Below are 13,447 nucleotides of genomic sequence, written 5' to 3'. Positions count from 1 at the left end.
CTGCAAAAATGAATAATAGTGAGTAACTTGTTCAGTTTTGGAGAAAGGTATGGAGTTCAGTCAATTGCGCATTTTTCAGGCGGTGGCGGAAGAGGGCTCCATTACGCGCGCGGCGGACCGCTTGCATCGGGTGCCATCGAACCTGTCGACGCGGCTCAAGCAAATGGAGGAGCAGCTCGGCGTAGAGTTGTTTGTGCGTGAGCGTCAGCGCTTGCAGCTTTCTCCTGCCGGCAAGGTGTTGCTGGACTACAGCACTCGACTGCTGGCCCTGCACGACGAAGCCCACGGCGCGGTGCAAGGTGGCCAACCGGCCGGCGATTTTGTTTTAGGCAGCATGTACAGCACCGCGGCGGTGCATTTGCCGAAGCTGCTGGCGCGCTACCACAAGGCTTATCCGATGGTGAACCTTCAGGTGCAATCGGCGCCCAGCGGTGAATTGCTCGAAGGCCTGATTACCGGCCGCCTGGATGCGGCATTTGTGGATGGCCCCATCACGATCGCTTCCCTGGACGGTGTTGCCTTGTGTGAAGAGCGCCTGGTGCTGATCTGCGAGGCCGACCATCCGCCGGTACAGGGTCCGCAGGATGTGGCGGGACGATCTGTCTTCACGTTCCGTCGCAGTTGCGCCTATCGCACCCGTCTGGAAACCTGGTTTTCCCATGAGCGCGTGGCCATGGGCCGGGCGATTGAGATCGAGTCGTATCAAGGCATGCTGGCGTGCGTGATCGCCGGGTCCGGAGTGGCGTTGATGTCCGAATCCATGCTTGAGAGCCTGCCAGGCAAGGACAGCGTGTCCGTTCATCCGCTGAAAGGGCCTTTTGCCACTGCGACCACCTGGCTGATGTGGCGAAAGGGTATGCTCGGCGCTAACCTCAATGCATGGATCGACCTGCAGCAAGCCGGCAAGACTGGGGTCCTGCAAGACACGCGCGCCATTGCTTGAGCGATCCGTCAGGATTTTGATGAATTCGGTAATAGTTCGTTGTGGTTTCGTTCAAGCATTACGTAGGACTTAGGGCTACTATCAGTGTAGGAAAAGGCGAAAGAACTTGCGCCTACCAGCATTACCCTCAAAGGGGGCAACCATGAAAGAGAAAATTCAAAACTGGCTCCATGATCTGGGTGTTGCACTGGGCTTGATCGAGCCTCCGCTGCAGCCCGTGCCGATTCGCACCGATGACGAGCAACGTCGTCCACGTCGCAGGTAAGTCCTGTAAGCGCTCACGCAATTGCGATGGGCGCACGCTGCATGACGAGTACGACTGGGCGTCTTGTTACCTTGAAGGCACGCTGAACGATCATGGCAAGGCGTGTACTTGGCGGGAGTAACAGGGGAGGTCCTGTGCCCGACAACCGAGCAGTATTTTGGCTGCAAGGCGTGCGGTGATTTGTTTGAAGCGTCCAGCCGGAATGCTGAATAAAAAAAACGGGCACGACATCCGACGTCGCACCCGCTGAAGAAACCGCTTTAACTCCCGGTTTTATCTCAAACTGCGCTAGCCGCAACGCCCGCTGGGCGGCGCGACAGCAAACTCACCACCACAAAACTTACCAACCCCACCGCCAGGCTGTAGTAGATCGGCGTATTCGCATCCAGCCCATCCTTGATCATGAACACCAGCGCAGTGACAAAGCCCAGCGTCATGGAGGTAATCGCGCCGGATGTGGTTGCGCGTTTCCAGAAAATCGCCCCGATCAACGGGATCAACATGCCGCCCACCAACAGGTTGTAAGCCAAGGTCAGGGCGCTGATCACATCGTTCACCACCAGTGCGATACCCAGCACGGCAATACCGGTCAGCAGGGTGAACAGGCGGTTGACGCCCAGGCTCGACTGTTTGCCGCCCCGCAGGCGCGGCAGCAGGTCTTCGGTCAGTACGGTGGAGGCGGCGAGCAGGCCGGCGCTGGCGGTGGACATCATCGCGGCCAGTGCTGCGGCAATCACCAGGCCACGGATCCCGTCCGGCAGCGACATTTTGACGATGGCGGCAAAGGCGTTGTTGACGTTGTCCAAGTCCGGGATCAGCACATGCGCCGCCATACCGATCAGTGCACAGGCCAGGCCGTAGAGGATGCAGTAGAAGCCGGCGAAAGTGCCTGCGTACTTGGCGACTTTTTCGTCACGGGCGGTGAACACCCGTTGCCAGATGTCCTGCCCGATCAGGATGCCGAAGAAGTAGATCATGAAGTAGGTGATGATCGTGTCCCAGCCGATGGCGGTGAAGCTGAAGCTCGACGCTGGCAGCTTGGCAACCAGTTCGTCCCAGCCGCCGACGCGGTACAGGCAGATTGGCAGCAGGATGAACATCAGGCCGACGGTCTTGATCACGAATTGCACGATGTCGGTGAGGGTCAGCGACCACATGCCGCCGATGGTCGAGTACACCACCACCACGCCGCCGCCGAGCAGTACCGAGATCCAGAATGGCAGGCCGAACAGCACTTGCAGCACGGTGCCGATGGCCAGGATCGAGGTCACGCCAATCATCAGGGCGTAGGCCAGCATGATCACGGCGCTGGCCTGGCGGGCCATGGGGTTGTAGCGTTTTTCCAGCACCTGGGTCACGGTGAAGATCTTCAACTGCAACAGCGGCTTGGCCAAAAACAGGTTCAGCGCAATGATGCCCGCGCCCAGCGCGGCACACAGCCAGAAACCGGAGATGCCATGTACATAGCCCAGGCGCACGGTGCCGACGGTGGATGCACCGCCCAATACCGTGGCGGCCATGGTGCCCATGTACAGCGACGGGCCCAGGTTGCGACCGGCCACCAGGTAGTCTTCATGGGTCTTGGCACGGCGCATGCCGTAGTAGCCGAGCACGAGCATGCCAGCGGCGTAGATGAGTACGACGAATAAATCCAAAGCCATGACGGCGGTTCTCCGATTATCTTTTTTATGAGGGTCAGGCGGCCTGTTGCAGCGCCGGTTTAACGCGCGCATCCGTGCGCTTGCTGCGGGAGTCGGTCGGCCCGTAGACAGCCGCCGGTTCCGGGAACACGCGAAGCAAGGTCAAGTACATCAGCGAGGCCAGTCCCAACGTCACCGGCAGGCTTATATCGATGCCCTCGGCGAGGTTGCCCAGTGGCCCGACAAACTGCCCCGGCAGGTTGACGAAGCACAGCCCCACCAGCGCACTCGGAATCCACGCCCCCAGCCCGCGCCAGTTCCAGCCGTGGCTGAACCAGTAGCGCCCGCCGGTTTCACCCCGGGTGAACACCTGCAGGTCATCCGGGCAATAGAAGCCGCGACGCACGATCAGGCCGATGATCATCATCACCATCCACGGCGTGGTGCAGGTGATGATCAGTACGGCGAAGGTCGACACGCTTTGCACCAGGTTGGCGGCGAAACGGCCGATAAAAATGAAGGCAATCGACATCACCCCGATCAGCAACGTGGCCTTGACCCGCGACAGCAGGCGCGGAAACACGCTGGACATGTCCAACCCGGTGCCATACAGCGACGTAGTCCCGGTGGACATGCCGCCGATCACTGCGATCAGGCACACCGGCAGGAAGAACCAGCTCGGCGCCACCGCCAGCAAACCGCCGACATAGTTGTTGGCCGCGATGTAGTCCGGTGCCTTGATTGCCACGATGGTCGCGGTGGCCAGGCCGAACAGGAACGGGATCAAGGTCGCGATTTGCGCCAGAACCACTGCCAGCATGATGCGTATTTTTGGCGTTTCACGCGGGATGTAGCGCGACCAGTCGCCGAGGAACGCACCGAAGGAAATCGGGTTGCTCATGGCCACCAGCGCCGCGCCGATGAAGGCGGCCCAGAAGCCGGTCTGGCCCAGCGCGACAGTGCCGGCGAAGTGGCTGTCGAACGCGGGGGCAAACGCGAAGATCCCCAGCAGGAACAGCAGGCTCGCCGCCCACACTGCAATGCGATTGACCCACAGCATGAAGCGAAAGCCGTAGATGCACACGGTCAGCACCAGGATCGCAAACACGCCGTAAGCCAGGCCCAAGGTCAGGTCAGTTTCCGGCAAGCCGATCAGACGTTTCGCACCGCCCACCAGAGCATCACCTGAACTCCACACTGACAGTGAGAAGAAGGCGATCGCCGTCAGCAGCGAGAGAAATGAACCGACAATCCGCCCGTGAACACCAAAGTGCGCACCGGAAGACACGGCGTTGTTGGTGCCATTGATCGGCCCGAACAGGCCCATGGGCGCCAGGATCAGCGCACCCACCAGTACGCCCAGCACAATCGCCCAGACACCGGCCTGGAATGACAGGCCGAACAGCACGGGGAAGGAACCCAGCACGGCGGTGGCAAAGGTATTGGCACCGCCGAAGATCAGTCGGAACAGATCCTTGGGGCCGGCGGTACGTTCGTGGTCCGGGATCTGCTCGACCCCATTGGTTTCTATCTTGCGAATACTTTTATGGTTGTTTTTATTATTCATGATCTGCTCCGATCACATTGGCTAAGGGGGCGGCAGCCCTTCCGGCATAGCGGACAAATGTTCGTGACAGGCCAGCCACAGGCCTTGTTTTTGTTCTGTGCGGGATCCTTGCCGTTTGAAGACAATGGTCTCGCGTTCCTGGCTAAAAAATTGCTCCCCGTTCATGCGCAGCTCAGTGGCCACGTCATGCATGAAAATCGCCACGTCGCCCTGCAGGCTGACAACGGCGTTGCTCGAGGCGCAGGACAGCACCTCGAACCCCTCGTCCCGACGCCATTGATCCCACAACGCCTGGTAGGCATCGCGACTGAGCAGCGGCTGGGGCAGGGTGTAGAACACGAAGCTGGCATCCGCCGTGAACGCGCCGAAGTAGGCGGTGCGGTCATTGCGGGCGAAGGCCGCCACCAGGTCGGCAGCGGCTTGCAGCACTTCGTGGGTGCTCATCAGCGATGCGCCACACCCGGCAGTACGCAGAGCATCTCGTACAGCAGGTTGGCGCCCAGCAGCGAAGTGTTGCCGGTGGTGTCATAGGGCGGGGAAACCTCTACCAGATCGCAACCAATCAGGTCGAGTCCCTGGCAGCCACGGATGATTTCGATGGCCTGGATGGTGGTCAGCCCACCGATTTCCGGGGTGCCGGTGCCGGGGGCCCAGGCCGGGTCGATGCCGTCGATGTCAAAGCTCAGGTACACCGGGCCGCCGTCGACTTTTTCCCGGACTTCGGCCATCAATGGCGCGAGGGAGTGGTGCCAGCATTCTTCGGCCTGGACCACACGGAAGCCCTGTTTGCGGCTCCAGTTGAAGTCTTCGGCGGTGTAGCCCTGGGCGCGCAGGCCGATCTGCACCACACGGTCGCAATCGAGCAAACCTTCTTCTACCGCGCGGCGGAACGTGGTGCCGTGGGCGATTTTCTCGCCGAACATATGGTCGTTGACGTCGGCGTGGGCGTCGATGTGCACCAGCCCGACCTTGCCATGTTTCTTGTGGATCGCCCGCAGGATCGGCAGCGTGATGGTGTGGTCGCCGCCCAGCGTCAGCGGGATCACGTCATGTTCGAGGATCTCATCGTAGGCTTCTTCGATGATGCGCACGGCGTCGAGCAGGTTGAAGGTATTGATCGCCACGTCGCCAATGTCGGCCACCGACAGCGAATCGAACGGTGCGGCACCGGTGGCCATGTTGTACGGACGGATCATCACGGATTCGGCGCGGATTTCACGCGGCCCGAAACGGGTGCCAGCACGCAGCGAGGTGCCGATGTCCAGTGGCACGCCGATAAAGGCGGCGTCCAGGCCCTTGGCCGTTTGCAGGTGGGGAAGACGCATCATGGTGGCGATGCCGGCGAAGCGCGGCATTTCGTTGCCGCCCAGTGGTTGGTGAAAAATCTTGTCCACAGGAGTGCCTCATCGTTGTTTTGTTTGTTAGGGGTCGATTCTGCGAAATGTGTCGATACGAAAGAATCGGCAGGGGCAAATACTTAGTTCAGGTTTTTCTAAACTAATGCAGGCAGGTAGACTGCAGGCATCCACACCTGGAGCCGACCATGGCCAGCGCCTTGCCCGACCTGAAACTCCTGCGCATCTTCGTCAGCGTTGTGCGGCACCAGGGGTTCGCCAATGCCCAGCACGAACTCAACCTGTCCACCTCGGCCATCAGCACGTACATGAGCCAGCTGGAATCGGCGTTGGGCTTGGTGCTGTGCCATCGTGGGCGGGGCGGGTTCAGCCTCACCAGCAAGGGGGAGTTGTTCCATCAGGAAACCCTGCGCTTATTGGGCGAGCTTGAAGGCTTCGAGCAATACGCCGCCGCGCTCAAAGGCGAGCTGCGCGGTACCCTCAAACTGGGCGTGCTTGATTCCACCGTCAGCGACAAGGCCTTGCCGTTCGCCGAAGTGATCGGCGCCTACAGCCTGGAACACCCGGCGGTACACCTGCATCTGTCGGTGATGAGCCCCTACGAACTGCAACTCGGCGTGCAGGACAATCGCCTGGACCTGGCCATCGGTGCCTTTTCCAACCGGATGAGCGGGCTGATCTACATGCCGCTGTACCGCGAACAACACTGGCTGTATTGCAGCACCCGGCACCCGCTGTTCAACGAGCGACGCATCCCCGAACAAGTGATCACCCAGCAACGCATGGTCGGCCGCGGCTACTGGAGCCAGGCCGAACTGGCGCGCCACGGCTTCAAACACAGCGCCGCCACCGTGGAAAGTATGGAGGCACAACTGATCCTGGTGCTGTCCGGTGCCTATATCGGTTACTTGCCGGAACACTACGCCCAGGCCTGGGCCGACAAGGGCGACCTGCGCGTATTGCTGCCGGCGACCTTTGGCTACCAGGCACCGTTCTCGATGATCATGCGGCGTGGCCGCAGCCGTGAGCCGCTGATCCAGACCTTTCGCGACTTGCTCAAGACTCAGCTCAACCAGGCCTGATAAAACCATGTCCAGACCCCAATGTTCACATTGCCTCAGGCCTGCCACCCACTGCCTGTGCGCGCTGATCCCCAGCCTCGACAGCCGCACCCGTGTGTTGCTGTTGCAGCACCCGAGCGAGGTCAATCATGCGTTGAATACTGCACGGTTGGCGGCGTTGGGGTTGAGCAATGCGCAATTGGTGGTGGGGGAGATATTTGAGGATCTACCGAGCCTGTTGCACCCGCCCGGTTATCAGGCGCGGCTGTTGTTTCCGGCTGAGGATGCCCAACCACTGCAGGCCTACGCGCCCGGCAGTCAGCCATTGCTACTGGTGGTCCCCGATGGCACGTGGCGCAAGGCGCGCAAACTGTTGCACCTCAATCCCTTGCTGGCGGCGTTGCCCCGGGTGACCTTGGCCGAAGGCGCTGCGTCCCGCTATCGATTGCGCAAGGCCCCCGGACCGGGCGCGCTGTCGACAGTGGAAGCGATTGTGCAGGCGTTGCAGGTATTGGAATACCCCACCTCGTTCGAACCGTTACTGCAACCCTTCAACGCGTTGATCGACGGGCAAATTGCGGCCATGGGGCAGGCGGTGTACCAGAAGAACCACACATGAGTCTGCGTATTACATAGCTACCCAATGCGCGCGCGGCAACTGAGTAGGGTGGTCATTTTTCAAGGATAGAAAAATGGCTGAGCCTCCTGCCTATACACCCTCATTGGCTGCCTTCACGGCCGAACAAACGGCTTCGGGACCGTTTCTGACCAGGGACGAATGGTCTTCACTGCAAGCCCTGGACGCTGTGCGAAGCAAGTTCGACGGGTTTCTTGACGGGCTCGACGATGAAGAAAAACGTGAATATGTACGCCTGCAAAAGGCTTGGGTTCAGGCCCGGAAAGCCGTTGAAGACGGTGTCCCCCGGTTTATCGAGCGTTTTGAACAGCAGTCCCTGGCGTCCCTGCGCGATGCTTTAAAAACACTGACGGGTTCAGACGTAGACCCGAAAACCGCAAGGATCTACACCCGCTACCTGGCGCCTGCTCGCCGCGTTCGTCGTGAGGCCCAGGGTGATCAGGTGAAGGTTGCCAGCCTGACCTTATGGGAAGCGGCATGCATGAATTACGACGGCGTGACCGGCTGGAGTTTTCCTGGGAATACGGGGATAGCGGACGCCAGCTATATGGACTCGTCCATCAATGCCAGTGCGGCAGCATTCATTGCCTTGGTACGCAAGCTCAATATTGGCGAGACACTCAGAACGTCTCTTGCCCAGGCATTGCGCGCGTCCTCCTCCCTGGGCGATGCAATCATGAGGCAGGCAAGCGCCGAATTTGAGTTCGCGTTGATCAATGCCCTCAAGGACCGCGCGACCAGCCGCGTGGACAAAGCCAAATACCACCAGCTGAAGCGTGCGCTCGTCGGTGAAGTGCGTTGGGGCCAGATTGAAGAAATGCATCTGTTTATCCCCCACGGTATCGACAACATCAGCTGGGTCCCTCAACACATTGGCTTGACGGGCCAGTATGTAGGGTCACCGCCTGGAGACAGTGTGAAGATTCCTCATATCGTCTTTTCAGTGAGCGGCTGTAAAGGTGCCTTCAGTTATTTCCCCCATCGACCGTCGGGGGCCCTGCTTCACTACGACAGCCACCGGGAAGCATGCACGGAGTTTTACATGGCCTTTCAGGCCTCCTATGGCAACGGTGACGTGTCGTGGCTGTACCCGTTGATGACCTTGCGTGACAGTGTCCGGCTCAAGCAGATAGCGACATCTCAGCCTCGCCCCGAGCAGCTTTCCCCGCAGGCCGAAGTGCTTTATGACCTCGTTGAGTGGTTGCCGAAGACCACGCTTGTGAAGCGCGTCGGATACGTCCGGCAGTCGGTCGAAAAGACCCCAATGGTCTGCTTGCATGATTTTTACACCGCACGTTGTCGCACCAACCTGCAGGAACTGGCAGCCGAAACACCCGGCTGGATGGTGACGGTCAGCCGTGTTTTTCAAACGGTGCTCGGCGAGACGCTTGATCTGTTGCTGATTCCGGCACCGGGCCCGCTCAAAGGCCTGGGACGGCTGAGGGCCGTTGCGATGTTTGCCGTCCTCACGCAGTCCTTGATCGAGGGGGGAGCCATGGCGGTGCAGGGGGACTCGGTTGAGTTGCTCCAAACCTTGGTCGACCTGGCTGATTTGCTGATCAGCAGCCGCTTGCATACTCGCCTGGCACGCAGCGTGATGCGTCGCCACCAAGCGCTGTACCGCCAGTTGTCCCCACCAGGCAGCGTTGCCGGTGAGCGGGTCGATACCGCGCTGTTGGAGAGAATGCTCGGCGCCTCGCAGGCGCCGGTCAAGTCGTTGAACGCAGTGCTTGAGGCGAGCAATACGCCTCGACAACTCCTCGACAAGGTCTGGGAGGGCGAGCGACCGTCGGCTTCCCTGGTGGAGGCTTCGCAGCGCTTTAATGTCGATCGTCTGATCGATTGGGCGTCAAGCCCGTCGCCACCCAGTCATCCACCGCCGACTCAGGCGTTCGAAGTGCTGGGGCCGTTGGTCACTCAATTGGCGCAATGGCCGGTTGATACTGCCTTGAGCGTCGAGAACCCGCAGGGCCTGGAGTTGCGACGTTACACGCAGCAGGCGGGCCGTCCCGCTTCTCGGGTGGTCACGGTGACCCGTCAGGAGAACTTCCAGTTCGCCTACTCATCCCCGCGTCGTTTTACTGCGAATTTTCTCCAGGCTGTGGTGGACTTGTTGCCTGCCGTGTTTTCGGCCGGAGAACCGCCGTTGCGCCAGCAGTTGGCGCTGCGGGCCCGCACCGTGAGGCTTGAGCTGTTCGAGGCACTTACACGCTTTGCCCAGGCCGATCGCGCAACGGCCTCTGGCGCGCCGACGGCGATCAAGAACCTGTTGCCTGAGCGCTTGGGGTCTGATCAGCCCGAACCCGCGGTCATCAGTACCCTACGGGCGTTGCACCCCGAAGTCAGTCTGCCCCGCTTGTTGGAGGTGCTGGATCAGCAGCCTCTTTCTTCCCACCAGCAGACCCAACTGTTGGCGTCAAAACTGCAACCCGAGGCGCTCTATACCGCCTTGCGCAGTGCACGGCGGGCAGCCCGCCGAGAGGCGATGATCGACGGGATTTTCCATGGGCGCCGGTACGACGCGCAGACCCTGCGCTGGGCAGGCGAATTTGCCGGCGCAGTATTAAAAAGCGTCACTGGCCAAGCCTTGGTCATCAGTCGCGCCGATCAGCCGGTGCACTATATGTCGAAAGGTGCCAAAGACCGGACTGTGGTGGTGCTGGACCATGGCCGGGGGCGCTTTGCGCCGTTTGATCATCGCACCTCCCTTGCGGGCGCGAGGCTCGGTACTCCCGACGGTTTTTACCAGGCCATCCTGAACCAGTTAACCCATAACGAACGCGTCCGGCTCGGGCTTGAAGGCCCCCAGGCGGTCACCGATTTCCGTCACCGGATTGCCCGCGCCATGCTCGACCATCGTACGGTCGAGGGGCAGTTTTACCCTCACCAGCGCGACATCGCGCAGTATTCCAGTGCTGCGGATACCATGGGCCTGACCCCTGACGCACTCGGTCTCTTTCGCCAGGGCGCGGACTGCTTTCTGTATATGGACGGCTTGTGTTTCAACGTCTCCCAGGCTGGCCCGACCCTGCCATGGCGCATTCCACACCCCACATTGCACGATGCTTACGCCCCGGTGTTGACGCATAACGGCGCAGGTGCCTGGCGCCATGAATGGGAAACGCCGCTGACCTGGGATGGCCACAAACCGTTTTATCGCCTCGGGCCCGCCGTTGGAGCATGGTCGCCGGATGCCATCAACCAGATTCAACAGGTCAGCGGCGTGACCCCGGCGATGCTGCGTCGCGTGCACCTGCGTAACGAGCGCCCACCTGCGATTTTGATGGAGACCATCGAGCGATTCACGTTGCATCGACGGGTCAAGGCGGGCGTGGAGACGGGATGGGATTTTTTTGACGAGTTACTGGGTGAAATAGGGCCTGAAAGCGCCGATGTGTTGGTGGGCAGTGCGGGCTTGAGCCGCGCTGATCAGGTCAGGCGGCTCGAAACCTTTGTTGCGCAGGACAAGCCAGGTATGGCGCGGCTTTTTTTCAAGGCGTTGCTTCATAAAAGCGCGTTGTCTTCGGAGCCCCTGGCACAGGTGCTGCAGCGTGATTTTCCCAGTTTGACAGCGCAAATCGCCGAAGACCTGGTGCGCGATCTCACCCCGGTTGAGCGTCGAAGCCTGGAGGCCGGCCGTGTCCCGTTGACCAAAACCAAAGCCATCCGCTGGTGGATAGAGTACCTGCGCAAGACCAGGGCGATGGAGGGTGTGCACCTGGGAGGTGCGGCAAGTGCGGACAGCTCAAAGCTGATCCTTCATACAGTGGCCGAGATGGACGGCTGGTCTGTTCAAGCACGGGTTGAAGTACGTGAGCGCGGGCGGCTCATTGACAGTGTCGGCCCTGCTGAAGGGCGGCCCAAGCGGGTGCTGGAGGCGCTTGATGGCCGCTATCAGGCCTTTGCTCCCCAATCGAACGGCACGTTGCAACCGCTCGGAAACCCTGGCGATTTTCTCACGGTCTTACTCGACGCTTTACCTCCCCCTGAGCGTCAGGCGATGGGATATACCCATGCGAGTGGCGTTGAAGAGTTGACCCAGGAGATCGGTTATCGCTTGGAGCGTCACTGGGAGTTTGCCGAAACCCTGCTCGAAATAGGGCGTCGCCCTTGGTACAACCCGCCGCGTCGCGTGGCGGATGGGCGGATTGGTTATCCGTTGAGTGGCGGCAATGAGCTGGGGGCAGTGGACCGTGACCAAGTCGCACGGTTGCGGCAGTTATTTCCGACGAAAACCGATGAACAGGCGTTTGAGATCCTTGAGAATCTGAGTGACTCCGTTCAGGAGCGTGAGGACGCGATCAACACCCTGTTCCGAGAACGCGACGCCTTGAATGACAGCCTTGAACGCTGGTGCTTGCTGGGGAAACCCGAGCAACTCAAGGCACAAGTCGAGGCCTCCGCGCGAATTCGACGTTGCTGGAGCAAAGAGGACTCCCCGCGCGGGGTGATGTTTGAGCTCTATCTGGATGACCTGGCCCTGGAAGACTTGCCACAGGTGACGGCGCATTTCGGTCATGTCATGCAACTGAGCCTGCGGAACAATCAGTTACAAGCGCTGCCGATGAAGTTCCTCGGGCGCTTCCCGGCGCTGCGGACGCTGTTTCTCGACGGCAACCGCTTGGACCATGTGCCTCAGGGCTTGTCTGCGCTTCAACACTTGAAACAACTCAGCCTGGCGAACAATCGCATTCAGCCTGAATCAGCGGATATCAGACGGTTGCAGGGCCTGACGCGCTTGACCAAGTTGAATCTGTCCAACAATCCCCTGGGCAGAGGGAAGCGCTTGAACGTGTATGCGCTGACTGCGCTGGAGGTCCTCAAGCTCAGGAATACTCAACTCGATCTTTTGCCTCTGTGGGTGGTGATGCTGCCAAGACTTCGCACGTTGGATCTGCGAGACAATCGTTTCAAAGTGTTGACCCACTCTGATCTTCACCTCAATGAAACCGTGTACCGCGCCATGAACCTTCACGGTAACGCGCTTTCCCAGGCGACCTTGCGGCTGCTCAGCCAATACCGGAGACGGCCGGGTTATCAAACGATCGATTTTGGCCTGTGGCACGACGGGGCATTTCCGTTGCCCTCGGTTGAACGCTGGCTATTGCCGGTGCCGCTGAATGAAGTGCCGCAACGGCGGGCTGAATGGGCGCTGTTGGCCGGAGCGCAAATGGCGGACGGTTTCTTTAACCTGCTGTGGAACGTGTCTTCCTATCCGCCGTTGATTGCCCCGGAGCATCACGCCTTGCGCCAGGACATTACGCGGCGCGTCTGGCAGTTGATTGACGGGGCCAATCACAACGGGCGCCTGCAACAAATCCTTTTCCAGACACCTTTGCGGTACATGAGCGGGGGGATCGACGGGTGGCTGTTGTGCCTCAATGAGATCGAACTGGCTATGTTGCCGGTACAGATGCTCGTCGGAAACGTGGATGCCGCAGGCCCGGATTTTGTGAATTATTACCGAGCCCTTCGCCGGCTGGGCGCCATCGACCACCACCTGTTGAGGGCGTTTCCGCAGCAGTCTGCGCAGGAAGCCTGCGTGCGTTTCCTGGCCTATCGAATCGCGCTGGCGTCGAGTCTGGACTTGCCTCTTGCATTGCCGGGCCGGTTCGACGCCGCCACTGCGGTGCCGGATGCGCCTTCGGTGATCCGAATACTCCAACGGATCAAAAATGAGGAGTTGAATCTGAATTGGCCCAGTCGGCTTGAAAACGAGGAGTACTGGGTCGAGTTCCTGGAGCGCAAGTACCCGCAACGTTTTGAGGCTGCGCTGGCGCACTACCAGCGTGAGCTGGAACTGGCCACCGACAAAGTCACGAATGGCGACATAAACGAGGGAACCTACAAACACGCGCTCGAAAGCCTTGCTGTACAGATGCGCCAAGCCAAGGCTGATCTGGTCCGCGTGTTGACCCTTCAGGAGTGGACGGAATTTGTAATTGCCTGAGCCAATACTTATGCCTTTAAGGAATAGGC

General features: G+C 60.1%; 9 protein-coding genes. 5 read left to right on the top strand and 4 right to left on the bottom strand.

From position 1 onward, the window contains the following. The first annotated feature begins 49 nt into the window (after positions 1–49). Both ptrR and AB4N92_RS04220 read left to right on the top strand, forming a co-directional pair. A complete protein-coding gene (gene ptrR, locus AB4N92_RS04225) occupies positions 50–943 on the top strand; it encodes a putrescine utilization regulator PtrR (protein WP_010208641.1) in 894 nt (297 codons plus the stop codon). Positions 944–1,085: 142 nt separating this feature from the next. Continuing rightward, positions 1,086–1,208, top strand: coding sequence for a PA1414 family protein (locus AB4N92_RS04220; RefSeq protein ID WP_003193089.1), 123 nt, complete (start codon positions 1,086–1,088; stop codon positions 1,206–1,208). 278 nt (positions 1,209–1,486) lie between these two features. Here the strand turns inward: AB4N92_RS04220 and AB4N92_RS04215 are convergent, their stop codons facing one another. From AB4N92_RS04215 to speB, 4 genes are read right to left on the bottom strand one after another with little or no spacing between them, the layout of a single operon-like run. Continuing rightward, positions 1,487–2,869 (bottom strand): sodium:solute symporter family protein, encoded by a 1,383-nt coding sequence (locus AB4N92_RS04215; RefSeq protein WP_021490875.1) that lies wholly within the window; start codon positions 2,867–2,869, stop codon positions 1,487–1,489. Positions 2,870–2,903: 34 nt separating this feature from the next. After that, on the bottom strand, positions 2,904–4,415 hold the full coding sequence (locus tag AB4N92_RS04210; RefSeq protein ID WP_021490874.1) for a purine-cytosine permease family protein: 1,512 nt from the start codon (positions 4,413–4,415) through the stop codon (positions 2,904–2,906). Positions 4,416–4,436: 21 nt separating this feature from the next. Then, on the bottom strand, positions 4,437–4,859 hold the full coding sequence (locus AB4N92_RS04205) for a YybH family protein (RefSeq protein ID WP_010208645.1): 423 nt from the start codon (positions 4,857–4,859) through the stop codon (positions 4,437–4,439). Further along, complete coding sequence (gene speB / locus AB4N92_RS04200; protein ID WP_010208646.1) at positions 4,859–5,809, bottom strand: agmatinase; 951 nt, start codon at positions 5,807–5,809, stop codon at positions 4,859–4,861. Before speB ends, AB4N92_RS04205 begins: the two co-directional genes overlap by 1 nt. A 149-nt stretch (positions 5,810–5,958) precedes the next feature. On the opposite strand from speB, the gene AB4N92_RS04195 reads away from it, so the two are divergent. From AB4N92_RS04195 to AB4N92_RS04185, 3 genes are all read left to right on the top strand, one after another. Continuing rightward, positions 5,959–6,852, top strand: a complete 894-nt coding sequence (locus tag AB4N92_RS04195; protein ID WP_021490872.1) for a LysR family transcriptional regulator — start codon at positions 5,959–5,961, stop codon at positions 6,850–6,852. Between the two features lie 7 nt (positions 6,853–6,859). After that, positions 6,860–7,450, top strand: coding sequence for a tRNA-uridine aminocarboxypropyltransferase (locus AB4N92_RS04190; protein ID WP_044287628.1), 591 nt, complete (start codon positions 6,860–6,862; stop codon positions 7,448–7,450). Between the two features lie 73 nt (positions 7,451–7,523). Beyond that, positions 7,524–13,418, top strand: a complete 5,895-nt coding sequence (locus AB4N92_RS04185) for an NEL-type E3 ubiquitin ligase domain-containing protein (protein WP_236266887.1) — start codon at positions 7,524–7,526, stop codon at positions 13,416–13,418. The last annotated feature ends 29 nt before the right edge of the window (positions 13,419–13,447 follow it).

It is taken from the genome of Pseudomonas sp. S3_A09 (genome assembly GCF_054668065.1).
This window is presented reverse-complemented; position numbering and strand designations above follow the sequence as displayed.